The organism is Nonomuraea fastidiosa (assembly GCF_042751225.1).
Lineage (GTDB): Bacteria > Actinomycetota > Actinomycetes > Streptosporangiales > Streptosporangiaceae > Nonomuraea > Nonomuraea fastidiosa.
Genome location: NZ_CP170570.1, coordinates 8,253,260 through 8,278,750, shown reverse-complemented (window position 1 = coordinate 8,278,750; position 25,491 = coordinate 8,253,260). Strand labels below are relative to the sequence as shown.

At 73.1% G+C, this 25,491-nt stretch carries 14 protein-coding genes; 2 read left to right on the top strand and 12 right to left on the bottom strand.

Translation table 11 applies throughout. The annotated features are described in order from the left end of the window. Window positions 1–149 precede the first annotated feature (149 nt). The 7 genes from ACFMQL_RS38310 to ACFMQL_RS38280 form a co-directional block, all read right to left on the bottom strand. On the bottom strand, window positions 150–10,937 hold the full coding sequence (locus ACFMQL_RS38310) for an SDR family NAD(P)-dependent oxidoreductase (protein WP_378789679.1): 10,788 nt from the start codon (window positions 10,935–10,937) through the stop codon (window positions 150–152). Beyond that, window positions 10,934–13,762 (bottom strand): AMP-binding protein, encoded by a 2,829-nt coding sequence (locus ACFMQL_RS38305; RefSeq protein WP_378789677.1) that lies wholly within the window; start codon window positions 13,760–13,762, stop codon window positions 10,934–10,936. Before ACFMQL_RS38305 ends, ACFMQL_RS38310 begins: the two co-directional genes overlap by 4 nt. Window positions 13,763–14,022: 260 nt before the next feature. Then, on the bottom strand, window positions 14,023–14,229 hold the full coding sequence (locus ACFMQL_RS38300) for an acyl-CoA carboxylase epsilon subunit (protein WP_378789676.1): 207 nt from the start codon (window positions 14,227–14,229) through the stop codon (window positions 14,023–14,025). Then, complete coding sequence (locus tag ACFMQL_RS38295) at window positions 14,226–15,818, bottom strand: acyl-CoA carboxylase subunit beta (protein WP_378789674.1); 1,593 nt, start codon at window positions 15,816–15,818, stop codon at window positions 14,226–14,228. Before ACFMQL_RS38295 ends, ACFMQL_RS38300 begins: the two co-directional genes overlap by 4 nt. Before the next feature lie 205 nt (window positions 15,819–16,023). Continuing rightward, window positions 16,024–16,632: a TetR/AcrR family transcriptional regulator gene (locus ACFMQL_RS38290; RefSeq protein WP_364070046.1), complete on the bottom strand. Its 609-nt coding sequence runs from the start codon at window positions 16,630–16,632 to the stop codon at window positions 16,024–16,026. Then, window positions 16,629–18,152, bottom strand: coding sequence for an FAD-dependent oxidoreductase (locus tag ACFMQL_RS38285; RefSeq protein ID WP_364070044.1), 1,524 nt, complete (start codon window positions 18,150–18,152; stop codon window positions 16,629–16,631). Before ACFMQL_RS38285 ends, ACFMQL_RS38290 begins: the two co-directional genes overlap by 4 nt. Window positions 18,153–18,192: 40 nt before the next feature. Next, window positions 18,193–18,636 (bottom strand): CBS domain-containing protein, encoded by a 444-nt coding sequence (locus tag ACFMQL_RS38280; protein WP_378789672.1) that lies wholly within the window; start codon window positions 18,634–18,636, stop codon window positions 18,193–18,195. Between the two features lie 166 nt (window positions 18,637–18,802). Between ACFMQL_RS38280 and ACFMQL_RS38275 the strand changes: the two genes are divergently transcribed. Continuing rightward, entirely contained in the window at window positions 18,803–19,420 is a 618-nt protein-coding gene (locus tag ACFMQL_RS38275) for a TetR/AcrR family transcriptional regulator (RefSeq protein ID WP_364070040.1), read from the top strand. Between the two features lie 112 nt (window positions 19,421–19,532). Continuing rightward, window positions 19,533–20,744: a cation:proton antiporter gene (locus ACFMQL_RS38270; protein WP_364070038.1), complete on the top strand. Its 1,212-nt coding sequence runs from the start codon at window positions 19,533–19,535 to the stop codon at window positions 20,742–20,744. Window positions 20,745–20,751: 7 nt separating this feature from the next. Here ACFMQL_RS38270 and ACFMQL_RS38265 read toward each other — a convergent pair whose 3' ends face one another. From ACFMQL_RS38265 to ACFMQL_RS38245, 5 genes are read right to left on the bottom strand one after another with little or no spacing between them, the layout of a single operon-like run. Continuing rightward, a complete protein-coding gene (locus ACFMQL_RS38265; RefSeq protein WP_378789669.1) occupies window positions 20,752–21,951 on the bottom strand; it encodes a glycosyltransferase in 1,200 nt (399 codons plus the stop codon). Next, complete coding sequence (locus ACFMQL_RS38260; RefSeq protein WP_364070034.1) at window positions 21,948–22,400, bottom strand: MarR family transcriptional regulator; 453 nt, start codon at window positions 22,398–22,400, stop codon at window positions 21,948–21,950. Before ACFMQL_RS38260 ends, ACFMQL_RS38265 begins: the two co-directional genes overlap by 4 nt. Before the next feature lie 44 nt (window positions 22,401–22,444). Beyond that, window positions 22,445–23,395 (bottom strand): cyclase family protein, encoded by a 951-nt coding sequence (locus tag ACFMQL_RS38255; protein WP_378789666.1) that lies wholly within the window; start codon window positions 23,393–23,395, stop codon window positions 22,445–22,447. Between the two features lie 46 nt (window positions 23,396–23,441). Beyond that, a complete protein-coding gene (locus ACFMQL_RS38250) occupies window positions 23,442–24,635 on the bottom strand; it encodes an FAD-dependent monooxygenase (RefSeq protein WP_378789665.1) in 1,194 nt (397 codons plus the stop codon). After that, window positions 24,632–25,309 (bottom strand): TetR/AcrR family transcriptional regulator, encoded by a 678-nt coding sequence (locus ACFMQL_RS38245; RefSeq protein ID WP_364070028.1) that lies wholly within the window; start codon window positions 25,307–25,309, stop codon window positions 24,632–24,634. Before ACFMQL_RS38245 ends, ACFMQL_RS38250 begins: the two co-directional genes overlap by 4 nt. Between the last annotated feature and the right edge of the window lie 182 nt (window positions 25,310–25,491).

Below are 25,491 nucleotides of genomic sequence, written 5' to 3'. Positions count from 1 at the left end.
TCTGCGCATGGTCCCAGCACACAGCACGGCCGCACTCCTCCTCGTCCAGCCGGGCGGGCCGGTCGAGCTGCCGGGCACCGGCGGGGCAGGCGGGCCTGGGGCAGGTGAGGAGTGCGGCCGTGCAGGCGACGCTGTTCGCGGGAGCCTTGCTACACGTCGCCGAGTTCCCGGTCGAGGATCTCGAAGAGCTCCTCGGCAGAGGCGGCGGTCAAGTCCTCGTCCTCCGCAGCCGAGGAAGCCTCGTCGGCGGCCGGGGGAGCGGGCTGGGAGGGTTCGGGTTCGGCGGGGGCCAGGCGTTCGGCCAGGTAGCGGGCCACCGCGGTGGCGTTCGGCTGGTCGAAGGCGAGCGTGGCGGGCAGCGGGAGGCCGGTCTTCTGGCGCAGGCGGTTGCGCAGCTCGACGGCGGCCAGGGAGCTGAAGCCGAGCTGGACGAAGCCGCGATCGGCGTCGATCATGTCCGCCGAGTCGTGTCCGAGCGCCATCGCCGCCTCGGCCTGGACCAGCTCGAGCAGCACCCGGTCCCGTTCCCGCGCGGGCAGCCCGGCCAGCCGCTCGCGCAGCCCGGCCGCGTCACCCGACCCGTTGGCCCGCTCGGCCACGGCGGCCGTACGGCGCGGGCCCACCAGGTCGCGTAGCAGCGCGGGCAGGTCGTCGCCGCGCGTGCGCAGCGTACGCACGTCCGGCTGGATCGGCGCGAGCACCGGCGCGGGCACCCGCAGCGCCGCGTCGAACAGCGCCAGCCCCGTCTCCGCGGAGATCGCCGGTATTCCGAGGTTGCGCACCCGGGCCAGGTCGGCCTCCTGCAGCGGACCGCCGAGCCCGGTGTCCACCGCCCACATGCCCCAGGTGAGGGATGTGGCGGGCAGTCCGGCGGCGGCGCGTTCGACGGCGAGCGCGTCGAGGAAGGCGTTGGCCGCCGCGTAGTCGCCCTGCCCGGCGGCGAGCACCATCCCGCCGGCCGACGAGAACAGGACGAAGCGGGCGATGTCGTGCTTCTGCGTGAGCTCGTGCAGGTGCCAGGCGGCATCCGCCTTGGGCCGCAGCACCCGGTCAAGCCCGTCCTCCGTCAGGTTGCCGAGCAGCCCGCCCGCGACCGCACCCGCCGCGTGCACCACCGCGCGCAGGGGGTGGGCGTCGGGGATCTGCTCCAGCAGGGCGGCGAGGGCGTCGCGGTCGGCGACGTCGCAGGCGGCGATCGTCACCTCGGCGCCCAGCCCGGCCAGCTCGTCACGGAGGTCGGTGGCTCCTGGGGCGTCCTGGCCGCGGCGGGAGACCAGGAGCAGATGGCGTACGCCGTGCTGGGTGACCAGGTGCCTGGCCATGAGGGCGCCCAGGCCGCCGGTGCCGCCGGTGATCAGCGTCGTCCCGTCGACCGGCCAGGGGCCGGAGAACCGGTCGTCGGCTGCGCGGCCGTTGCCCGGTCGCGTGGCGCGGGTCAGCCGGGGGACCCACGGGCGGCCGTCGCGGATCGCCAGCTCAGGCTCCCCGGCGGCCAGCGCGACGCGCACGCCCTCCGCCACGTCACCGGCCGGCTCGAGATCGACGAGAACGATCCGGCCCGGGTTCTCCTCCTGGGCGGCACGTACCAAGCCCCAGACCGCGGCCCGCGCCGGGTCCGGTGCCTCGCCGTCGCGCACCGCCACCGCACCCCGCGTGACCACCACGGCCTGCCGGCCGCCCTGCTCCGCAGACCACTCCTTCAGGCCGGTGAGGACCGGGCGGAGGGCCCGCCGTACGCGATCGGGCGCGCTGCCGCCGGAGGTCTCAGCGGTGACGTCGATGACGAGCGCGCCGGAGACGTCCACCGCGCCGGGATGTCCTGGCGGCGTTACCGGCCGCCATGCCACCGTGAGCAGCGACCCCGCCGCCGGCCCGGCCTGCGCCAGCTGCTCGGCCTGGACCGGCCGGGACACCACCGTCTCCACCGTGGCCACCGGCCGTCCCGAAGAGTCGGCCAGGTCCAGCCGGGTGACCTCGTCGCCGTCCAGCCTGCGCAGCCGTACGCGCACCGCGTCGGCGCCGGCGGCGTGCAGGGTGACGCCGTTCCAGTTGAACGGGATCAGCGTGGCCTTCGGCCCGGCCACCAGATCCACGTGCATCGCGGCGTCGAGCAGCGCGGGGTGCAGGCCGTACCGGGACGAGGACCCGGCCTCCTGGGGGAGCGTCACTTCGGCGTACAGGTCGTCGCCGTCTCTCCAGGCCCGGGTGAGGCCGTGGAAGGACGGGCCGTAGCCGTAACCGTGGTCGACGAGGCGCTCGTACAGGCCGGTGGTGTCCAGGGGCTGGGCATCGGACGGTGGCCATGCCTGCATATCCGCCGGTACGTTGCCCGGGGCCGGGATGAGCGCGCCGGTGGCGTGCCGGGTCCACTGTCCGCCGTCGCTCCTGGAGTGGATGGTGATCTGCCGTCGGCCGTCGCCGTCGGGGGCGGTCACGGAGACCTGGATGACGACGTCACCGCCATCGGGGACGGGCAGAGGCGTGTGCAGGGTCAGCTCGTCGATCGTCGGGCAGCCCACCTGCTCGCCGGCGTGCAGGGCCAGCTCCACGAAGCCGGTACCGGGGAGGATGGTGGTGCCACTGATCACGTGGTCGGCGAGCCACGACTCGGTGATCGCCGACAGGCGGCCGGTCAGGATCGCGCCGCCGTCCGGCTGCTCCACGACCGCGCCCAGGATCGGGTGGTCGATGGCGGTCTGGCCGAGCGACGCCGCGTCACCGGACGAGGCGGGCTGGAACCAGTAGTGCCGCCGCTGGAAGGCATAGGTGGGCAGATCCAGAGGCTTCACGGTGCTCAAGCCCGGCCAGGCGGACCAGTTCACGTCGGTGCCGCTCGCCCAGGCTTGGCCTAGGCCGGTGATGAGGTGAGTGGTCTCGTCGCGGTCTCGGCGGATGAGGGGTACGACGGCGGGATCGGCGTCGGTGAGGGTCTGTTCGACCATGGGGGTGAGCTGGGCGTCTGGACCTGCTTCGATGAAGCAGGTGACGCCTTGCTCGTGCAGGGTGGTGACGCTGTCGGCGAAGCGGACCGGGCGGCGTACGTGCTCCACCCAGTACGCGGGCTCGGTGATCTCTTCGCCTGCCAGGTCGCCGGAGACATTGGAGATGAGCGCCAGCTCCGGGCGTCGCAGTGTCAGCCCGGCGACGACCTGTTCGAACTCGGCCAGCATCGGCTCCATCAACGGCGAGTGGAAGGCATGCGACACCCGCAGCGGGCGGGTCCGATGCCCCTGCTCACGCGCCCACTCGACGATGTGGTTGACCTGGTCGGCGGCACCGGAGATCACGACCGCGCCAGGTGCGTTCACCGCGGCGATGGCCACCTGATCGTAACGAGCCAGCACGGAGGCGATCTCGTCCTCGCCGCAGCCGATCGCGGCCATCGCACCACCGGCCGGCAGCGCCTGCATCAACCGCCCGCGGGCGGCCACCAGACGGCACGCATCCGCCAGGTCGAGCACCCCGGCGACGTGCGCGGCGGTGATCTCACCCAGCGAGTGCCCGGCCACGAAGTCCGGCCGCACACCCAACGACTCCAGCAGCCGGAACAAGGCAGTCTCGAAGGCGAACAACCCGGCTTGGGCGAACACCGTCTGATCCAGCACCCCGTCAGGGGCCGAATCGCCGAGGATGATGTCGCGCACGCTCAGCCCACCGGCCAGCCCGGCTACGACATCCGCTCCGGCGAGTTCGGCTTGCAGCAGTTCGCAGGCTTCGTCGAAGGCTCGGGCGAAGACCGGGAACGCCGCATACAGCTCCCGCCCCATCCCCGAACGCTGAGCACCCTGGCCGGAGAACACCACGGCCAAACGGCCGGATCGCACTCGGCCCTGGACTCCAGAGGACGCCTCCAGCTCGCCGCCAGCCAAAGCGCGCAGCCCGGCCAGCAGACCGTCACGATCCGAGGGCGCGACCGGCAGCACGGCCCGGTGTTCCAGGGCCGCGCGCCGCGTCAGCCCGGCGGCCACCTCCAGCGGTTGCGCCTCCTGATGCTCGGCCACGTAGGCGGCGAGCTGGTCGGCCTGGGCGCGCAGCGCGGGCTCGGTCTTGGCCGAGACCAGCACCGGCAGCACGGTGCCGCCCGCGTCAACCGGCTTCGGGCTTTCCTCGGCGGGTGGTTCCTCGATGATGACGTGGGCGTTCGTGCCGGAGATGCCGAAGGAGGACACGCCCGCGCGGCGCGGCCGATCGGCCTGCTTGGGCCAGGGCTTCGGCTCGGTGAGCAGCTCCACCGCTCCGGCGGACCAGTCCACCTTCGACGACGGGGCGTCCACGTGCAGGGTCTTGGGCAGCAGCTCGTGCTGCATGGCCAGGATCATCTTGATCACACCGGCCACGCCGGCGGCCGCCTGGGTGTGGCCCAGGTTCGACTTGACCGACCCCAGCCATAGCGGAGACTGCCGGTTCTGGCCGTAGGCGGCCAGCAGCGCTTGGGCCTCGATCGGGTCGCCCAGGGAGGTGCCGGTGCCGTGGCCTTCGACCACGTCCACCTGATCCGGCTTGATCCCGGCCGACGCGAGCGCCTGCGCGATCACCCGCTCCTGGGAGGGTCCGTTGGGGGCGGTGATGCCGTTGGAGGCGCCGTCCTGGTTGACGGCACTGCCGCGTACGACGGCCAGGACCCGGTGCCCGCGGCGGCGGGCGTCGGACAGCCGCTCGACCACCAGCACGCCGACGCCTTCACCCCAGCCGACACCATCAGCGGCATCGGCGAAGGACTTGCATCGCCCATCGGCGGCAAGACCCCGCTGGAGGCCGAAGTCGGTGAACGTATCGGGCGTGGACATCACGGTCACGCCACCCGCCAGCGCCAGGTCGCACTCGCCGTTGCGCAGCGCCTGCGCGGCCAGGTGCAAAGCCACCAGCGACGAGGAGCACGCGGTGTCCACCGACACCGCAGGTCCCTCCAGGCCGAACGCGTACGCCACCCGCCCGGAGACCACGCTGGCCAGGCTGCCGTTGCCCAGGTAACCGGCGTACTCCTCCGGAACCCGGCCGGGCCGCGTGCCCCAGTCGTGGTACATCACCCCGGCGAACACCCCGGTCTGGCTGCCGCGCAGCCCCGACGGGTCGATGCCGGCGCGCTCCAGGGCCTCCCAGGTGGTCTCCAGAAGGAGCCGCTGCTGCGGGTCCATGGCGGCGGCCTCGCGCGGGCCGATATCGAACGGAGCAGGGTCGAAGTACGCCGCGTCGTGCAGGAAACCGCCCTGCTTGGTGTAGGTGCGCCCCAGTTTGCCGGGCTCCGGATCGTACAGGCTGGAGATGTCCCAGCCCCGGTCGGTGGGGAAGCCGGTGATGCCGTCGCGGTCCTCGATCAGGAGCCGCCACAGCTCTTCGGGGTTGGTGATCTGGCCGGGGAAGCGGCAGGCCATGCCGACCACCGCGATCAGATCATCCTCGCGATCCCCGCTCGTCTTCACGGTGACGGTGGGGGTCGTGCGGCGCGTACCGGACAAGGTCCTGTCCAGGTGCGCCGCCAGGGCGCGAGGCGTGGGGTGATCGAAGACCAGCGTGGGCGTCAGCCGCAGCCCGGTCACCTGATGCAGCCGGTTACGCAGCTCCACGGCGGTCAGCGAGTCGAAGCCCAGGTCCTGGAACGGCCGATCCGCATCGATGGCCTGCGCACTGTCGTGCCCCAGGGTGGCCGCCGCCTGAGCGGACACCACCTCCAGCAAACGCCGCTGCCGCTGCGCCTCCGGTAATCCGGCCAGCTCCGCCACCACAGGCGGCGTGTCCGAGCCGGGCTCGGGGGTCGCGGAGGGTGCGGCGGCTGCGGCACGGCGTCCGGTACCGGCGGCCAGCTCGCGCAGGACGGGCGGCAGCTCGGGCCCGCGCCGTCCCAGCGCCACCGCGTCGAAGCGGGCCGGAACGAGGAACGGCTGCCCGGACTGCACGGCGGCGTCCAGCAGCGCGAGCCCTTCCTCGGTGGTCAGGGAGATCGAACCGGTGGCACGCATGCGAGCTTCATCGCGCGTGCTGATCCGGCCGACCATGCCTCGCTCTTCGGCCCACGGCCCCCAGGCCAGCGACACGGTCGGCAACCCGGCCGCCGCCCGCGCCACGGCCACGGCGTCTGCGAACGCGTTAGCGGCGGCGTAGTTGCCCTGACCCGCACCGTCCACCACCCCGGCCACCGAGGAGAACACCACGAACCGCTCCAGAGCACGGTCCTGCGTCAGCTCGTGCAGATGCCACAGCGCATCGGCCTTGGGCCGCAGCACCGCATCCACACGCTCCGGCGACAACGAGGAGATCACCCCGTCATCGACCACACCCGCCGCATGCACCACCGCACACAACGGCCGATCCTCAGGAATCCCCGCCAGCAAAGCGGCGAGCGCCTCACGATCGCCCACGTCACAGGCCGCGATCGTCACCTCGGCGCCGAGCCCGGCCAGCTCCTCACGCAGCTCGACAGCGCCGGACGCGTCCGGACCCCGACGGGAAACCAGCAGCAGATGCCGTACGCCGTGCTCGGACACCAGATGCCGCGCCACCACGGCACCCAGACCACCCGTGCCACCGGTGATCAAAGTCGTTCCATCGACCGGCCACACCGCACCATCGAGCACCGACGGGGAGGACGGCTCCACGCGCTTCAGACGCGGCACCCACACCCGGCCGCCGCGCAGCGCGACCTCGGGCTCGCCGGAGGCGAGCGCCGCGGCCACACCATCGCCGGCGCTCTCGACATCGACGAGCGTGATACGTCCGGGATTCTCCGCCTGCGCGGCCCGTACGAGCCCGAGGATTGCCGCCTGGACCGGATCCGCTGGGCCGTCATCGGCCACGGACACCGCGCCCCGGGTCACCACCACCAGCCGCCCGTCGCCCTCCGGCTCGCGGGCCAGCCACTCCTGTACGCGAGCCAGCACCGAGCCCACGCCATCGCGCAGGCGGTCCAGCAGCTCGCCGCCGGCCGAGACGGTCCACTCGGTGGCGTCGATCACCGTGTCGGCGCCGGCCGGGGAGGCCGTCACGTCCACCGGCCGCCACACGAGCTCGTGCAGCCACCGATGAGTCGCGGTACGCGCACCGGACCACTGGGCGGGCACCGGGCGGTAAGCCAGCGACGACACGGTGGCCAGCGGGCGACCGGCGGGATCGGCGATGTCGAGCCGTACCCCATCCGAACCGTCGAGGCGCACCTTGACCCGCGCCGCACGCGCCCCGCCGGCGTGCAGGGACACCCCGCGCCAGGCGAACGGCAACGACGTGTCCCGGTCGTGGCCGGGCAGCAGGTCGGTGCCGTGCAGGGCCGCGTCGAGCAGCGCCGGGTGCACGCCGAAGCCCGAGGCGTCCACGCCCTCGGCCAGCGCCACCTCGACGAACACCTCATCGCCGCGCCGCCAGGCCCGGGTGAGGCCGCGGAAGGCGGGACCGTAGCCGTAGCCGCGCTCGGCCATCGCCGGGTAGAGGCCGGTGATGTCGAGCGGTTCCGCGCCGGGCGGCGGCCACGCGGCGAAGTCGTCCGCCGTGGCGGTAGCGGGGGCGGGGGAGAGGAAGCCGGTGGCGTGCTGGAGCCAGATCCCGTCCTCGGCGATGGAGTGGATCTCCACGGGACGTCGCCCGTCCGCCGTGGAGGGACCGGCGGTCACCTGGATCGCGATCTGGCTCCGGCTTGAAAGGTCCAGCGGGGCGTGCAGGGTGAGCTCGTCGAGCGTGGGGCACCCGACCTGGTCGCCCGCGCGCAGCGCCAGCTCGACGAACGCGGTGCCGGGCAGGATCGGGGTGCCGCTGATGGCATGGTCGGTTAGCCAGGGCTGGGCGGCGGCCGACAGGCGTCCGGTCAGGATGGCGCCGCCGCCCGGCTGTTCCACCACCGCGCTCAGGATCGGGTGGCCGGCGGCGCGCAGGCCCAGCGCGGCCGGGTCACCGGACGGGGCCGGCTCCAGCCAGTAGCGGCGGTGCTGGAACGGGTACGTGGGCAGGTCGAGGTCGCCCGCGCGGGCACCGGTCGGCCAGGCGGTCCAGTCGAGGTCGACGCCGGAGACCCAGGCCCGGCCGAGCGCGGTGGCGACGTGGTCGGTCTCGTCCTTGTCGCGGCGCAGCAGCGCCACCACCGAGGCGGGCTCGCCCTCGGCCTGAGTCAGGGTCTGTTCGATCATGGGGGCGAGCTGGGCGTCGGGACCCGCCTCCAGGAAGTGGGTGACGCCGCGCCGCCGCATGACCTCGACGCCGTCGGCGAACCGCACCGGACGGCGCACATGCTCCACCCAGTAAGAAGGCTCGGTGACCTCTTCACCCGCCAGCTCGCCGGAGACGTTCGAGACCACGGCGAGCTCCGGGCGACGCAACGTCAGCCCGGCGACGACCTGCTCGAACTCGGCCAGCATGGGCTCCATCAACGGCGAGTGGAACGCATGCGACACCCGCAGCGGGCGGGTCCGATGCCCCTGCTCGCGCGCCCACGCGACCACCTCATCGACCTGAGCGGCGGCACCGGAGACCACGACCGCGCCCGGCGCGTTCACCGCGGCGATGGCCACCTGATCGTGTGCAGCCAGCACGGAGGCGATCTCGTCCTCACCGCAGCCGATCGCGGCCATCGCACCACCGGCCGGCAGCGCCTGCATGAGCCGCCCGCGAGCGGCCACCAGACGGCACGCATCCGCCAGATCCAGCACCCCGGCGACGTGAGCGGCGGTGATCTCACCCAGCGAGTGCCCGGCCACGAAGTCCGGCCGCACACCGAACGACTCCAGCAGCCGGAACAGCGCCGTCTCGAAAGCGAACAGCCCGGCCTGCGCGAACACCGTCTGATCCAGCAACTCGGAGCCCTGGATGATCTCCCGCAAGCTCAGCCCATGCGCCAGATCGCTCACGAAGTCCGAAGCGCGGAACTCGGCTTCGAGCAGCTCCAGAGCCTCATCGAAGGCCCGCGCGAAGACGGGAAATGTCGCATGAAGCTCCCGCCCCATCCCCAAGCGCTGCGCACCCTGGCCGGAGAACACCACGGCGAGACGACCAGGCCGCACCCGGCCCACGACGCCCGAAGGCTCACCGGCCGCCAGCGAACGCAGCCCGGCCAGCAGCCCATCCCGATCCGACACCGGGAGTACGGCCCGATGCTCCAAAGCGGCCCGCCGGGCCAGCCCGGCCGCCACCTCAGCCACGCCGGCCGAGGAGTGCGCGGCCACGAAGTCCGCCAGCCGCTCGGCCTGCGCCCGCAGCGCGGCCTCGTTCTTGCCCGACACCACCACCGGCACGACCCCGCGTACAGGCGACAGCACCACAGGACCGTCACCAACAGCAGACGGCACCTCCAGCGGCGGCTCTTCCAGGATCACGTGCGCGTTGGTGCCGGAGATCCCGAACGACGACACACCCGCCCGGCGCGGCCGCCCCTCGACGCGCGGCCACGGCCGGGCCTCGGTGAGCAGCTCCACCGCCCCGCTCGACCAGTTGATCTTGGAGGAGGGCGCGTCCACGTGCAGGGTCTTCGGCAGCAGCTCGTGCCGCATCGCCATGACCATCTTGATCACGCTGGCCATGCCGCCGGCCGCCTGCGTGTGCCCGAGGTTGGTCTTGGCCGAGCCCAGCCACAGCGGCGTGCTGCGGTCCTGGCCGTAGGTGGCGAGCAGGGCGTGCGCCTCGATCGGGTCGCCCAGCGCGGTGCCGGTGCCGTGCGCGTCGACCGCGTCCACGTCCGCGGGCCGCAGCCCGGCCGCCGCCAGCGCGTCCAGGACGAGCCGCCGCTGCGCGGGACCGCTCGGCGCGGTGAGCCCGTTGGACCTGCCGTCCTGGTTGATCGCGGTGCCGCGGACGACGGCGAGCACGCGGTGGCCGTTGCGGCGGGCGTCCGACAGCCGCTCCACGACCAGCACGCCGACGCCTTCGGAGAACGCGGTGCCGTCCGCGGCGTCGGCGAACGCCTTCACCCTCCCGTCGGGCGCGAGACCGCGCTGCCGGCTGAACGCGGTGAACATCCCGGGGCTGCCCATCACCGCGACGCCGCCGACCAGGGCCAGGTCGGACTCGCCGGAGCGCAGCGAGTTGCAGGCCAGGTGCAGCGAGACGATGGCGCCCGAGCAGGCCGTGTCCACGGTGATCGCGGGGCCGGACAGGCCGAGCAGGTAGGCGAGCCTGCCGGAGACCACGCTCGGCGCGTTGCCGGTCATCAGGTAGCCGTCGAGACCCTCGGGCGCGTCGTGCACGCGCACGCCGTACTCGTGCACCTCGGCCCCGAAGAACGAGCCGACGGCCCGGTCGCGCAGCGACGTCGGGTCGATGCCCGCATGCTCCAGCGCGGCCCAGCAGGTCTCCAGCACCACGCGCTGCTGCGGGTCCATGGCCAGGGCCTCGCGCGGGTTGATGCCGAAGAAGTCGGCGTCGAAGCCGGTCGCGTCGGGCAGGAAGCCGCCGCGGTCGACGTAGCTCTTGCCGGGGGCGTCCGGGTCGGGGTCGAAGAGGTTGTCCAGGTCCCAGCCGCGGTCGGCGGGGAAGCCGCCGAGCACCTCGCGCTCCTCGGCGAAGATCCGCCACAGCGTCTCGGCGGAGTCGGCGCCGCCGGGGAAGCGGCAGCCGATGCCGACGATGACGATCGGGTCGTCGCCCGCGCCCGTGTCGAGGTCGTGCCCGCGGCCCGAGGCCGGCTGCGGCACGGGCAGGCCGAGTACGGCGGCGCGCACGTACTCGGCGACCAGCTCGGGCGTGGGGTAGTCGAAGGCCAGCGTCATCGGCAGGTCGACGCCGGTGGCGGCGACCAGCCGGTCGTGCAGGTCAACGGCGGCCAGCGAGTCGAGGCCCAGCTCGCGGAACGGCCGGCTGGACGTCACCGCGGCGGGGTCGCCGCCCTCCACGCCGAGCAGCGCCTCGCCGGTCTCCCTGAGCACCAGTTCCAGCAGCGCCCTGCGCTGCTCGGCGACGGGCAACGCGGCGAGGCCGTCGAGCCCGGCCTCGGAAGGGCCGCCGTGGTCACCAGGAAATGCCATCATGCGCTCCGGGGGTCAGGGGTCGGCGACGGTTCGTAGACGCGCTCGCGGCGCAACTGGGAGACGGAGACGACCTCGCCTCCGCGGATCACCACTTCGGTGGGTGCGGGGCGGCCGAGGAAGAGCGAGAGGCTGGCGGTGAGCCCGTACGCGCCGGCGTGCGGGATCGTCACCAGGTCGCCGGGCGCCGGGTCGGGCAACTCGACCTCGCGGGCGAGCAGGTCGCCAGGCGTGCACAGGGGACCGGCGAGCGCGGCCTTGCGGCCCGGCCGGGCGTCGCCGTCGGGTTGCCGGGGTCTGACCTGGGCGGGAAGCAGCCGGCCGAGGCCGGACATGCCGCCGAACGCGTTGATCCCGGCGTCCAGGATGGCGAACGTGCGGCCCCTGCTCTGCTTGACGTTGACGATCGTGCAGTGCAGCTCGCCGCAGTCGGACACCAGGTAGCGGCCCGACTCGCAGGCGATGCCCGGCCGTCCCTCCCGCCATTGCGGCAGGTGCTGGTCGAGCGCCTCCTCCAGGCCCTTACGCAGGTTCGGGTAGGCGGGACGGGTGCCGGGCACCCCGTACGGGGCGGAGAACCCGCCGCCGAGATCGACGAGCTCGAACGGTTCGCCCAGGATGCGCCGCACCTCGGCGGCCACCGTCACCGTGTGCTGGAACTCGCCGAGCAGGCTCTCCTCGTCCGCGGCGTTGCTGAGCGGGAAGAAGTGGGCGCCGACGATCCGGGTGCCGGGGATCGCGCGCATCGCCTCCACCTGCGCGGGCAGCTCCTCCATGTCGTTGCCGAACTGGGAGGGCGCGCCGGTCATCCGGATGCTGGTGGCGGCGGCCGCGGTGGCGCTGTTGATGCGCAGCAGGCACCTGGCGACGGTGCCCTGCGCGGTGGCCGCGGCGCCGATGTGCTCAAGGTCGGTGAGCGACTCCACCGAGAACAGCCGCACCCCGGCGGCGAGCGCCTCGGCCAGCTCCCCGGCCGTCTTGCCCGGCCCGGTGTACATGCAGTCGGCGCCGGTGAAGCCGGCGGCCAGCGCGGCGGCCAGCTCACCGGTGGAGCTGATCTCCGCCCGGCAGCCGCCGCCGCCCGCCTCGCGCAGCGCGCGGGCCACGTCGGGATGCGGGTTGGCCTTGAGCGCGTAGTAGATCGCGGTGCCCTCCGGCATGAAGTCGGCCAGGTCCCGGTACGCCGCCGTCACCTTGTCGAGGTCGTAGACGTACAGCGGGGAGCCGAACCTGCGCACCAGCTCCTCGCGGGACAGGCGCGGCCGCGCGGGCCCCGTCTTCATGGCGTGCGGGGTCTTCTTGGCGTGCAGGCGGCGGAGCTGGTCGCGGGCGTACTTGCCGTGCGCCGACTGCGGGAGCTCCGCGACCACCTGGCAGGTGGCGGGCACCTTGGCCGGCTCCAGCCGGGCGGCCAGCTCGCGCAGCACGGTGTGGGGCTCCAGCTCGGCGCCGTCGGCGGGCTCGACGTAGATCGCGAGGTCGTGGTCGCCGTCAGGAGGGAGCGCGGCGGCGGCGCGGACGCCGGGGATGTCGAGGGCCGCCGCCTCGATTTCCACCGTGCTCATGCGGATGCCCTTGCGCTTGAACATGTCGTCGCGGCGGCCGTCGAAGTAGAGGTATCCGTCCTCGTCGAGATGGCCGTAGTCGCCGGTGTGCAGGCGCACCTCCCCGGTACGCGGGTCGCGGCGGAACGTCTTGGCGGTCATCTCGGGGTTGCGCCAGTACCCCGGCATCACGTGCGGGCCGGTCACCACGATCTCCCCGGTGGTGCCGGTGGGCACCGGCTCGCCGTCGGGGCCGAGGATCTGCACGCTGGTCCCGGCCAGCGGCAGCCCGACGGAGTCCGGGCGTTCGCGATCCTCCTCCGGCGGCATGACGGAGATGCGCTTGCACTCGGTCTGGCCGAACTGGCGGACCACCCGGGCGCCGGGGAAGTGCGTGCGCAGCGCCTCGATGGTGGCGGCGGGCAGCGCCGCACCGGTGTTGGTGAACAGCCGCACCCCGGTGGTGGGCTCGCCCCGCCGCTGCGCCGAAGCGATGATCATGTTGGCCAGCGAGGGCACGATCGGCACCACGGTCGCCCCGGTCCTCCGGAGGTGGTCCACCAGCCGCAGGTCGGCGCTCGCGTCGGCGAAGACGATCTCCGCGCCGACGGCGCAGGTCATCAGCAGCTTGTACAGCCCGTAGTCCCACGACATGGGGAAGCGGCAGAAGACCACGTCGTCCTGCCGGTAGCCGAGCGCCTCGACGAGCGCGACGGTGGCGAAGCAGACCTGGGCGTGGGGGCAGATCACCGCCTTCGGCGCCGCCGTGCTGCCCGAGGTGTACACCAGCGCGGCCGGGTCGGCGGGGTCGATCTCCTTGGTCACGGCGGCGCGGGCGCCCTGGCTCGCCAGGCCGGTGATCTCCGCCCAGACCGCGTCGAAGCCGTGGACCGGCGCCTCGGTGAGCGCGCGTACGGCGTCGGGCCGTCCGCCGGCCGATTCCGCGAGCACCAGCGCGGGGTTGGCGTTCTCCAGCACCGAACGCAGGTGGAAATCCTTCATCGCCGGATTGAGCGGCACGAAGATGGCGCCACGGCGGGAGACGCCGAAGAACAGCGCGGCCAGCCGGCGGTCGGTGGGGGCCTGCACCACCACGCGCGCGCCCGGGCCGACGCCCTGCTGCTCCAGCCAGTGGTCCACCGCGTGGCTGATCGTGTCCAGCTCGTGATAGGTCAACGTCCCGCTCGAGTCCCTCACCGCCGGCGACTCGGGATAACCCGCGGCGCTTTGGTCGAGAAAGTCGTGGATGAATTTCCCGGTGTATCTCGGCCGGATATTGCGCATAGTTGACGATCTCCCTCAGGCAGCAGAGTTCAGGCTAAGGCGGGGTTCCGCCCCAGAAGTACCCCTAGCCGCCCCTAACGTGGGAACCGGCTGTCCCGCGATAAGTCCGCCATTTTTCGCGGGTTTACGCAGGGAATTCGCCGGAATCGGCGGTGCGGGGCAAGGGGTCGGCAGTGGCCATTCGAGCCGCCTTTTCCGCCGGAGGTCGCCCCGGTGGGCGGCGGTTCGTCATGCTCTCGTGGTCCCCGGCAGGGGTTCGCTCACAGGGGGGACCCGGACTCGATCCACCGCTCGCCTGCCGGGCCGGGCACCAGATGTTCGGCGGCCGGGTGGTCTCCCTGCCGCACCCAGGGGGCCGTACGGCGGGGCGGGGGCGCGGGGGCGGCGGTGCGCAGGCGGAGCGCGCAGACCAGCGCGCAGATCTCCTCGGCCGTGGGAGCTCCGGCGATGACTTTGATCTCGTTCACATCGGCGGGTTTCCGTGCTTGCGGTACGGCGGGGGCACGTGCTTGGCGCGCAGCAGCTCCAGCGCCCTGATCAGCCGGGCCCGGGTGTCGCGGGGGTCGATGATGTCGTCCACCAGGCCACGCTCTGCGGCGTGATAGGGGTGCATGAGCGTGCGCCGGTACTCCTCCACGCGCCTGATGCGCTGCCGTTCGGGGTCGGGGGCGGCGGCGATCTCCCGCCGGAAGATGACGTTCGCCGCGCCTTCCGCGCCCATCACCGCGATCTCGTTCGTCGGCCAGGCGAAGGACAGGTCGGCGCCGATCGAGCGGGAGTCCATCACGATGTACGCACCCCCGTACGCCTTGCGCACGATCACCTGGACGCGGGGCACGCTGGCCGCGCAGTAGGCGTACAGCAGCTTGGCGCCGTGCCGGATCACCCCGCCGTGCTCCTGGTTCACCCCGGGCAGGAAGCCGGGCACGTCCACCAGGCTGACCAGGGGGATGTTGAACGCATCGCACATCTGGATGAAGCGGGCGCCCTTCTCCGACGACCCGATGTCGAGCACGCCCGCCAGGTGAGCGGGCTGGTTGGCGACGATCCCGACCACGTGCCCGCCGAGCCGGGCCAGCCCGCAGATCAGGTTCTGCGCCCAGCCCTGATGGAACTCGAAGAACTGCCCGTCATCGACGACCTCCTCGATGACCGCCGTCATGTCGTAGCTCTGCGCCGGATCACTGGGCACCAGATCGATGAGCGCGTCGTTACGCCGGTCGACCGGGTCGGTGCAGGCCACGGCAGGGGGCAGCTCCTGGTTGTTGGGCGGCAGCATCGACAGCAGGAACCGCACGTCCTCCAGGCACGCCTGCTCGTCGTCGTAGACGAACCCGGCCACCCCGGAGCGGGTGAAGTGCGCCTCCGCCCCACCCAGGCCTTCGCGGGTGATGTCCTCACCCGTCACCGCCCGCACCACATCGGGGCCGGTGACGAACATCTGCGCGGTGCCCTGCACCATGAACACGAAATCCGTCAGCGCCGGGGAGTAGGCGGCCCCGCCCGCGCACGGGCCGAGCATCACGCTGATCTGCGGCACCACCCCCGACATGCGCACATGCCGGCGGAAGATGCCGCCGTAGCCGGCCAGCGCCGTGACCCCCTCCTGGATGCGTGCGCCCGCGCCGTCGTTCAGGCCGATCAGCGGCACCTTCGCCGAGGCGGCCAGGTCCATCACCTTGTGGATCTTCTCGGCGTGCGCCGCGCCCAGCGCGCCGCCGAAGATGCGGAAGTCGTGGGCGTAGACCATCACGTCCTGCCCGTGCACCCGCCCCCAACCGGCCACGACCCCGTCGGTGTAGGGGCGCCGGTCCTCCAGCCCGAACCCGGTGGCCGTGTGCCGGCGGAACGGCTCCACCTCGATGAACGAGCCCGGATCCAGCAGAGCGTCCAACCGCTCCCGCACGGTCAGCTTCCCGGCGGCGTGCTGCTTGTCGGTGGCCCTCGGGTCGGGTCCCTGGATGATGCCGTCCCGCAACAGCTCGAGCTCGGCGATCCTGTCGCGCATGGTCTCCTGCGGCAGCTGACTCACAGGGCCCGGCGCGGTTCTACTCATACAACTCCCCCGTAGAGAGCCAGTGAAATGCATATCGACTATCCATGCGAGCCGGACATTACGGGGAGTGGTGCGGCAAACCAACCCCTAAGCATTAGGGGTGTCCCGGCGGTGACGGTCTCCCTCTCGGCTCTCATAACGGGAGATGAACCGCGGTTAGCCGCATTTAACGCCGAACAATGGCCGCGCGGCGTTCACCGAATAACTAATCGGCGTCCCGATACAGGCCGACCTGGCGATAGACGCTCTTGAGATAGCCGAGCATGGCGGCGGCGTCGGGCGGGTCGGGCTGGAGCACCCGCCAGGTGACCGCCCCGGCCATCATGTCGATGAGCACATCGAGGTCGGCGTCCGCGGCCACCGTGCCCTCCTGCTGGGCGCGGCGCAGCATGGCCGCGGCCAGCTCGCGGCGGGGCAGCACGTGGTGCTTCCAGTAGACGGCCATGAGCCGCGGGTGGCTGACGGCCGCGCCCATCATGCGGGCGACCAGCGCGCGGAAGGCGGGGCTCGCGGTCGTCTCCGCCGCCGTCTTCAGCGCCCGCTCGACGATGTCCTGCGGCGCGAGATCCCGCACCTCGCCGGGCGTGGGCACCATGTCGGCGCTGACCGTCTGCTCGACGGCCTGCGCGATCAGGTCCTCCTTGGTGCTCCAGCGGCGGTAGACGGTGAGCTTGCCCACCCCTGCGCGCTTGGCGATCTGCTCGATGCTGGTGCCCTCCACACCGCGTTCGATGAACAGCTCGAGCGCGGCGCGCAGGATGGCGGAGTCGGTCTCGGGGTCGCGGGGGCGTCCGCGTCCTCGGGCAGCGGTCACGCGAGTGCTCCGTCCAGCCAACCGGTGATCTCGGCGGGGCCGCCCTTGCAGGCCAGATGGGCGTCCGGGCGTACGAGCATAGCGGGCAGCGTGCGCACCGGCCGCAGGTGCACGACGTGGCCGCCGAGCCGCCGATGCGCGGCTTGGAACGCGTCGTGGCCGCCGAGCACCGCCCAGCGGCCGCGCAGCTCGGCGTGCAGCCGGGTAGAGGTGCCGTCGGGCCGCTCGCAGGCCAGGTCGGGAACACGGTCGCCGGGGCGCGGCCTGCGCCCGCCGCCGCCGAGCGGGCCGCGCCGATAGCTGACCCACAGCTGGGACGTCGTGTACGTGACCCGCCGCTGCACCCACGCGACGTTCATCACCCGCACGATCACCCGGTCGCGCAGGAAGCGGCCGACGGGCCCAGAGGCGATGTTGACCTTGGTGGTGGCGGTGCTGCCGCGCAGCACCTGAGTGGCCAGCGGGCGCCGCTCGGCCTCGTAGGTGTCCAGCAGGCGCTCCCCGGCCCTGCCCTGCACGACGAGCGCCAGCTTCCACGCGAGGTTCTCGGCGTCACCGATGCCGGTGAGCATGCCCTGGCCGCCGAACGGGGCGTGCACGTGCGCCGCGTCCCCGGCCAGCAGGACGCGCCCGCGGCGGTAGGCGTCGGCGAGGCGGCGGTGCACCCGGAACAGCGACGCCCACGACGCGTCGAGCAGCCGGATGCCGCTCAGCCCCGTCCGCTCGGGAAGGATGCGGGCCATGCGCTCGACGATCCGCTCCTCGCCCGGCTTGTCCTCGGTGAACGCGGGGTCGTAGGCGAGCAGCCGCCACTGCCCGCCGGGCATGGGCATGGCGCCCAGCATGCCCTGCGGGTGCACCCAGCCGCTGGTGCCCGACCTGTCGAGGGTGGTGTCGAGTGTCGCGTCGACGAGCAGGAAGCGCTCGCTCAGCTTGACGCCGGGGAAGCCGATGCCGGCGAGCTTGCGCACGGTGCTGCCGGAGCCGTCACAGCCGGCCAGCCAGCCCGCCCGCAGGCTGCGGCCGTCGCTGAGCACGGCGGTGACGCCGCCCGCGTCCTGCTCGGCCGCGACCAGCCCGCAGCCCCACTCCGGCCGCACGCCCAGCTCGGCCAGGCGGTCGCGCAGGCGCGCCTCGACGCGGGCCTGGGAGATCACCATCGGGGGAGCGGCGGTGTCCAGCCCGGGATCGCCGAACCGGATGCGCATCACGGGGCGCTCGCCGGCGTACGTCGTGATCGTCATCGCCCTGACCGACTCCTCCGGCAGGCCGCTCAGCGCGTCCAGCCGGTCGAGCACCTCCGAGCCGCGCGCGTGCACGAAGTTGGCCCGCGACGTGGTGGCGGGGCCGGGCGCCCGGTCGATCACGCGTACCGAGACGCCGTGCTGGCGCAGGGCGATCGCCAGGGCCAGGCCGACCGGCCCGGCTCCCACCACGAGGACGTCGGCGTCCATGGCCACCTCATTAATAAACGGAACGGTCTCGTAAACAAAATAGACGCGAGGCGCCGCGCTGTCCACGACGGGTTTTCCGGACCCGCGATGGCCGGCTATCGCGGCGTCAGGTCGTGATCGCCCAGTCCATGAGCGCCTGCAACGTCACCGCGCCCAAGAGCTGCCTGTCCTCCACCACCGCCACCACCGGGCTGTGCGTGCGGGCCATGAGCGCCGCGACCTCCAGCATGGTCGCGTCGGGATCGGTGATCGGCAGCTCGCGCGGCTGCTCGGGCAGGGCGTCGCGCACGGTGCGGTCGGCCAGGGAGCGCAGGAACCGGTCGGCGTGCGCCTCGTCCACGACGCGCGTCAGCATCGGGTCTTCCATGCAGTACGCGGGCACCGCCAGCCGCAGCACCTGGGTGCCCGGCAGAATGCTCAACGGGCGCCCCCGGCCGTCGAGCACGATGAGGCCCGGCAGCCGCTGCTCGGACAGCAGCCTGGCGGCCTCGTGCACCGAGGTGTCGAGCGTGACGGTGGGGAAGGGCGCGGTCAGATCGCGGGCGCGCATGGGGGCCTCTCAGAATCGACGTTCAACGGTATCGCCGACCAGACTTCCCGGCACACCGCCCATGAACGTACCAAGACGCACCCGCCCGCGCCGCCGAACGTGAAAAGGTTGTCACCATCAGCACAATATCCCGATACCGGAAACAATATCGAGATATAGTCCCGGCGTGAGCGACCGCCAGGGGAGACCGCTCGACGAGGTGACGGCGCGGGCGAGGATCAGGGACGCCGCACTGGCCGAGTTCGCCGAGCGCGGCGTCAAGGCGGCCAGGCTGCAGGACATCGCCGCCGCTGCGGGCGTGTCCGTGGGCCTGGTCCAGCACCACTACGGCACCAAGGACGGTCTGCGCGACGCCTGCGACGCGTACGTGCTCGCCCGGCTCGTCGAGCGCGCCAAGGACGAGACCGCCGAGCCGGACCCGGGCGGCCTGGCCGCCCTGTACGACACCAGCGAGCCGATGGCGCGCTACCTCGCCCGCGCCATGGTCGACGGCAGCCCCGCCGCCGACGCCTTCTTCGAGGGCGCGGTCCGGGTGACCGAGCAGTTCCTGACCGCCACCTGGCCCGACCGCTTCCCCGCGGGCTCGGCCAGGACCCGCGACGCCGCCGCCGTGATGAGCGCGATGCACGCCGGCACCATCGTCCTGCACCGCCACCTCACCTGCCGGTTGGGCGTGAACGTGCTGTCGGCCGAGCACGCCGGCGCGATCGGCGCCGCCATGGCCGACGTGTACGCCGCGATGGGCGACTTCGTCCGCTCGGAGGCCGGCCGCCGCCTCGCCTGAAGGCGGCTGGACGTCGGCGAGCACGGTGCTGTTACCGTAGGTCGCGGTGTGCCGGGAAGTCTGGTCGGCGGATGTCCAGTTCCGAGTGACCGACCGGAGGTCCGTTCCCCCCATGCTCCTGACCGCGTTCGCCGCCCTGCTCCTGCTGGCCGTGCTGCTGTCCAGCCTCGCCCACCGCACGATCCTGTCCACGGCCGCGCTGTTCCTGGTCGCCGGATTCGTGCTCGGCGACGGCGTGCTCGGCGTGATCTCGCTGACGGCGGCAGATCCGCTGGTGGCCACGCTGTCGGAGCTGGCGCTGTTCGCGGTGCTGTTCACCGACGGCATGCGGGTGGGCTGGCAGGACCTGCGCAGCGCGTGGCGGCTGCCGGGCCGTGCCCTGGGCTGGGGGCTGCCGCTCACGCTGGTCATCACCGCGGTCGGCGCGCACTACCTGCTCGGGCTCGGCTGGATCGAGTCGCTGCTGGTCGGGGCGATCCTGGCGCCCACCGACCCGGTCTTCGCCGCCGCGCTGGTCGGCAACGAGAAGGTGCCGCCCCGGCTGCGGCAGCTGCTCAACGTCGAGTCCGGCGTCAACGACGGGCTCGCGCTGCCGTTCGTGCTGGTGTTCCTGGCCATCGCCGCCGGCTCGCACGACCTGCACCTGGGCGAGCTGGCGCTGGAGCTGGGCCTCGGCGTGCTGATCGGCGTGGCCGTGCCGTGGCTGGCCATCAAGCTGGAGCAGACCCGCTGGTTCGCCGCCTCCACGCAGTACGAGCCGCTCAACGCCCTGGCCATCGGCCTGCTCGTGCTCGCCATCGGCAAGGCCACGCACGGCAACCTGTTCCTGGCCGCCTTCTCCGCCGGCATCACCGTTGCCACCTTCGGGCCGCGGCAGCGCGAGTCGTTCGAGCACTTCGGCGAGCTGATCGCCGAGGTGTTCAAGCTGGCGGCGCTGCTGGTGTTCGGCGCTCTCATCACGCCGTCCCTGCTCGCGGTGGGCTGGCAGGGCTGGCTGTTCGCCCTCGGCGCGTTGGCGCTGGCCCGTCCCATCGCGATCTGGGTGTCCTTCCTGCGCGCCGGGCTGTCGCTGCGCGAGCAGGCCGCGGTGGCCTGGTTCGGCCCCAAGGGCTTCGCCTCCGTGGTCTACGGCCTGCTCGTGCTGGCCTCCGGCATCACCGCGGCGCCGCAGGTGTTCCAGATCGTGGCGGTGACGATCGTGACCTCGATCCTGCTGCACTCCTCCACCGACATCGTGGTCGCCCGCTGGTTCGACGACGAGCGCGGGCTGCCCGCCTGGTACGGCGTCGCCAGAAAGATCAGGGGGCCGAAGGCGAAGGCGTGACGGGCCGCTAAGCGGTGATGCGGGCGACGGCGGCGGCGACGCCGTCCTCGGCGGCGACCCGCTCGCCCAGCGCCCGGGCGGCGGGCGCGAGCGCGGCCGCCGACTCGATGGCGGCGGCGAGGCGGGTGGGGGAGAGGCGGCCGGTGAGCGGCGCCGGCGCGATGCCGAGCCGGTGCAGGTGCCGGGCCCAGAACGGCTGGTCGCCCAGAAAGGGGCGGATCACCTGCGGGACGCCGGCGCGCAGCGCCGCGGCCACCGTGCCGACGCCGCCGTGGTGCACGACGGCCGCCACGCGCGGGAACAGCCACTCATGCGGAGCCTCCTCGACCACCAGCACGTCGTCCCCACCGGCCGCGCGGCGCAGCGCGCCCCAGCCGGTGGCCAGCACCGCGCGCCGCCCGGCCAGCCGCACCCCCTCCAGCACCGTGCGCGTCAGCGCTTCGGGATCGCCGCTGAAGGAGCTGCCGAACCCGACGTAGACCGGCGGGTCGCCGCCGTCGAGGAAGCGGGCCAGCGGCTCCGGCGGTGGCCGGTCGTCTCCTGGCAGCGTCCAGAAGCCGGTCGGCCGGGCGGACGCGGGCCAGCCGGCGGGCGCGGGAAGCAGGTGCGGGCTCCATGCGTGCAGCACGTCGCCCGCCGCGACCAGCTCGGACATCGGCCGTGACCGGGCGGGCAGGCCGAGCGCCTCGGCCCGCCAGCGGCGTACGGTGCCCCGGTGCGGCGCTTCGACGGCGGAGGCGACGCGCCAGGTCGCCCTGTTGAGCAGGCGCGGCACGCGGACGGGGAAGATGGGCGAGGGGAAGGCGGAGGTGGGCAGGTAGAGCGGCAGCAGCAGGCCGGCGACGGCCGGGACGCCGAGCTTCTCGGCGAGCGAGGGGCCGCCGAGCGCCTTGGGGTGATGCACGACCAGGTCGGCCGGATGCGCGGCGAGCGCCGCCTGGTCGGCGAGCAGGCGGCGCAGCATCGGCTGGAGCGGGCGTGCGGCGGTGACGGCGGCGCGCACGCCCTGCCCGCGTACGGTGTCCTGCAGCGCGAGCAGCGCGTCGTCGAGCCCGGCGAACTCCACGCCGCGGGCGGCGGCGAGCGGCGCGAAACGGCGAGGCGCCGCCAGCAGCGGCCGGTGGCCGGCGGCCCGCAGCCCCACGGCCAGCGCGAGGAAGGGCTGCACGTCGCCGCGGCTGCCCACGGCCAGCAGCAGCGCTCTCATCGGCGCTCCTTGAGCGCGTCCCACTCGTCGAGCAGCCGCGGGAAGCGGTCCATCATGAACGCGTACATGTCGCGCATGAGCTCCAGCCGCCGCCTGCGGGCCGGGTCGTCGCCCACGGCGCGCAGGCCCTGCTCGGCCAGGGCGCGGAAGCCCTCGAACTCGGCCAGCTTCGCGCGGAAGGCGCGCAGGAAGACGTCCTCGGCGAGGCGGTAGCGGTCACGCCGCCCGCCGCGCACCCGGAACCGCTCGATCAGGCCCGCCTGCTCCAGCTGCCGCAGGGCGACGCTCATGCTGCTCTTGGCCACGCCCAGCGCCTCGGCCAGCTCCGGCGCGTCGGCGCTGTCGGCCTCGGCGGCGAGCAGCCAGCCCATGACGCGGCCCGACGTGCGGCTCAGCCCGAGCCGCTCGTAGAAGAGCCCGGCGCTCTCCACGAACTCATCGACGCTCATCCATCGATACTATCGGTTTGTTCGGACTGTGCCGAACAAACCGATCAGAAGGTGGCGATCGGGTTGACCGGGCTGCCCGAGACGCCGGCGAAGCGGACCGGCGCGACCGCGAGCTGGAAGTCCCACTGGCCGAGCTCGGCCGCCGTCGCCGTACACGCCTCCAGATCGCAGTTGTCGAGCAGCCACAGGCCCATGGCGACCAGGCCGACGGCGTGGACCGGCATCAGCACGTCGGCGTACCCGGACGGCTGGACGTCCTGCGGAGTGTCGGCGCCGATCAGTGCGACGTCCCGCTCGTGCAGCCACGGCAGGCAGGCCGCATGCCAGCCCGCCTGCTCGTACCCGCCCTGCGGGCCCGCCTCGTGCCGGAGGCGGCCGCGCCCGGTGCGCAGCAGCACCGCGTCGCCCGGACGTACCCGCACCCCTTGGCGGCGCTCGGCCTCCTCAAGGTCCTCGGGGAAGACGCCCTGACCCGGCTCCAGCCACGGCACCCCGCGCACCGCGGCGACGTCGAGCAGGACGCCGCGGGTGACGATGCCGTGCGCCGCGGCCGTGACCGCCGCCCACGCCGACCCCTTGTCGGCGTCGACCAGCTCGTGCGGCCGCCCGTTGTACATCGCGCCGTCCCAGAAGATGTGGCACGGCGCGTCGAGGTGGGTGATCGTGTTGCCGTGGAAGGTGAGGCCGAGCCGCTCGGTGGAGAAACCCCAGCGCCGGTCGTTGCGGAAGGTGGGCGACGGCATGTGCTCGGCACCCGGCATGTCGGCGGCGCACGGGCAGGCCGTCGTCGCCCGCTCCATCTCTTCCGGTACGGCGACCTCCCAGGCGCACGACACGCTCCTGCCGTGCCGCACCGCACGCGCGGCGGCCAGGCGGACGTCATCGGTGATGTGGTTGAGCGTGCCGAGCTGGTCGTCGTCGCCCCAGCGCCCCCAGTTCGACAGCGTGTCGAAGTAGCCGAGCACGTCGTCCTGGGCGGGTGTCTGTCGCTGCATCGGCTCCTCCGGGCGTACGGGCTGGGGTCAAGGGCACGCTACCCCGCTACGGCCGGGTTCGAGCGGCGACCGGCGTGCCGGGAAGGATGTCGGCGAGGCGGACGTCCTTGCCGGTGAGCGCCGACGTCACGAACCCGGTGACGAAGGGGACCCGGCTGAGCGCGAGCACCACGCGCCGGATGCGCAGGTCCGACCGCGACGAGGGCAGGAACCAGCGCGCCAGCGAGCGGGCGTTGCGCTGCCGCTCCTCGACCACGGGCCGCCACATCCGCTCGAATCCGGCCGTGGCCTCCTCGATCGACGGCGCGTGCGCGAGCCGGTCGGCCAGCACGTACGCGCCCGCGATCCCGAGCGATGCGCCCTGCCCGGCGAGCAGCGACACGGCGTAGGCGGCGTCGCCGAGCAGCACGGTACGGCCCGAGCTCCAGCGCGGCGTCTCGATCTGCGCGACCTGGTCGTAGTAGATCTCCTCGGCCGGCGGGATCTGCTCCAGGGCGCGCGGCGTCACCCAGCCGAGACCGGCGTAGGCGCGCCGGATCGCCTCCCGCGGATCGTCCGGCAGCGCCGGGTCGGCGCTGCGGTGCACCAGGAACGTGGCGACCCGGCCGTTGCGCAGCGCGTAAAAGCCCATCTGCCGGTCGGCCGAGTCGGTGAGACAGAACGCGCGCCGGGTGGCGGCGTGCACGTCCGGCGCGTCGAAGGTGAACGCCGCCGTGTGCAGCCCCAGGTAGCGCAGGTAGCGCTCCTCGGGACCGAACACCAGCCGGCGCACCGTCGAATGGATCCCGTCCGCGCCCACCAGCAGATCGGCCTCCAGCACGGCCCCATCGGAGAGCGTCACCGCCACCCCGCCCGCCCGCTCGTCCACCCCGGTCAGCGCCACGCCGTAACGCACCTCGACCTCGGCCGGAAGGTGCTCGGCCAGCACCGCTTCGATGTCGGGACGCATGAGGCTCAGCAGCCGGCCGCGCGCGAACCCTTTTGTACGGAGCGTGGCCCGGCGGCGGCCGTCCTCGCCGACCAGGTGCCCTTCGGGATAGTCGTAGGCCGCCCGCTCGAACGCCGGCAGCAGCCCCATGGCCTCGACCGCCTCCAGCCCGGGACCGAAGAAATCGATCATGTAGCCCTGCGGTCGGGGCCCCGGAGCCCGTTCCACCACCACGACCTCACCGCCCAGGGCGGCGAGCCGGTGGGCCAGCGCCAGACCGCTGATCCCGGCTCCGGATATCACGGTTCTCATGGGCGCTCCTCCTCGGGGGCGGCGGAATCAGGGGCGGCGCCAGGGGCGGCGTGAGGTGTGGTGGTGGCGTTGGGCGTGGCGGTAGCACGGGGTGTGGCCGGTGCGGCGGGCTCGGAGGCCGTGGCGAGCAGCCTGCGCAGCACCGCCGAGGCGCCATCGGCCTTCAGCCCCAGGCCCCGGTGCAGCATCAGGCCGTCCACGCAGGCCGCCAGCACGGCGGCGGTCCCGTACGGGTCGGGCACGCCGTGCCGCTCCAGCGACTCCCCGAACCGCTGCCGGAACTCGGCGACCAGCTCGGCGATCCGCTCACGCAGCTCGGCGTCGCGGGTGCTCGCCAGATACGCCTCGACGAACAGCAGCGAGGTGGGGTCGGTGCCGGTGTACTCCTCGATCGAGCCGAACAGCACCTCGATCGCCGCGCCGGGCGGCGGTGCGCTCGCCAGCAGCTCGTTCATCTCGGCGAGCAGAGCCCGCATCCGGCCGACCGCGGCCTCGTTCAGCAGGCTCGCCAGCGAGGGGAAGTGGTAGTGCACCACGCTCGGCGTCACCCCGGCCCGCTCGGCGAGTATCCGCGTGCTCACCGCCGTCCATCCGCGTTCGGGGATGAGCTCGGCGGCCGCGTTGAGCAGCCGTTCCCGGACCGCGCGCCCGCGCTCGGCCGCAGGGGAGGCCATGGCTCCCTCCAATCAGGGCGATCGTCCTGTACGACTGCCCTGATACTACGCGCGCGTTCCCGCCGCGCTCAAGACGACCCTGATTCCTGGCCGCGTTCCAGCAGGAAGCGGCGTACGGGAGAGTCGTAGGCGGCGCGCAGGTGCCGCCGGAGAACCTGTTGGATCTCCGGCGGCACCGGCGA

Bases quoted from the DNA above. Each gene is read 5' to 3' on its own strand.
- ACFMQL_RS38310 (WP_378789679.1), bottom strand. From the start codon at position 10,937: ATGATGGCATTTCCTGGTGACCACGGCGGCCCTTCCGAGGCCGGGCTC.
- ACFMQL_RS38265 (WP_378789669.1), bottom strand. From the start codon at position 21,951: ATGAGAGCGCTGCTGCTGGCCGTGGGCAGCCGCGGCGACGTGCAGCCC.
- ACFMQL_RS38280 (WP_378789672.1), bottom strand. From the start codon at position 18,636: ATGCGCGCCCGCGATCTGACCGCGCCCTTCCCCACCGTCACGCTCGAC.
- ACFMQL_RS38305 (WP_378789677.1), bottom strand. From the start codon at position 13,762: ATGCGCAATATCCGGCCGAGATACACCGGGAAATTCATCCACGACTTT.
- ACFMQL_RS38260 (WP_364070034.1), bottom strand. From the start codon at position 22,400: ATGAGCGTCGATGAGTTCGTGGAGAGCGCCGGGCTCTTCTACGAGCGG.
- ACFMQL_RS38255 (WP_378789666.1), bottom strand. From the start codon at position 23,395: ATGCAGCGACAGACACCCGCCCAGGACGACGTGCTCGGCTACTTCGAC.
- ACFMQL_RS38295 (WP_378789674.1), bottom strand. From the start codon at position 15,818: ATGAGTAGAACCGCGCCGGGCCCTGTGAGTCAGCTGCCGCAGGAGACC.
- ACFMQL_RS38245 (WP_364070028.1), bottom strand. From the start codon at position 25,309: ATGGCCTCCCCTGCGGCCGAGCGCGGGCGCGCGGTCCGGGAACGGCTG.
- ACFMQL_RS38270 (WP_364070038.1), top strand. From the start codon at position 19,533: ATGCTCCTGACCGCGTTCGCCGCCCTGCTCCTGCTGGCCGTGCTGCTG.
- ACFMQL_RS38250 (WP_378789665.1), bottom strand. From the start codon at position 24,635: ATGAGAACCGTGATATCCGGAGCCGGGATCAGCGGTCTGGCGCTGGCC.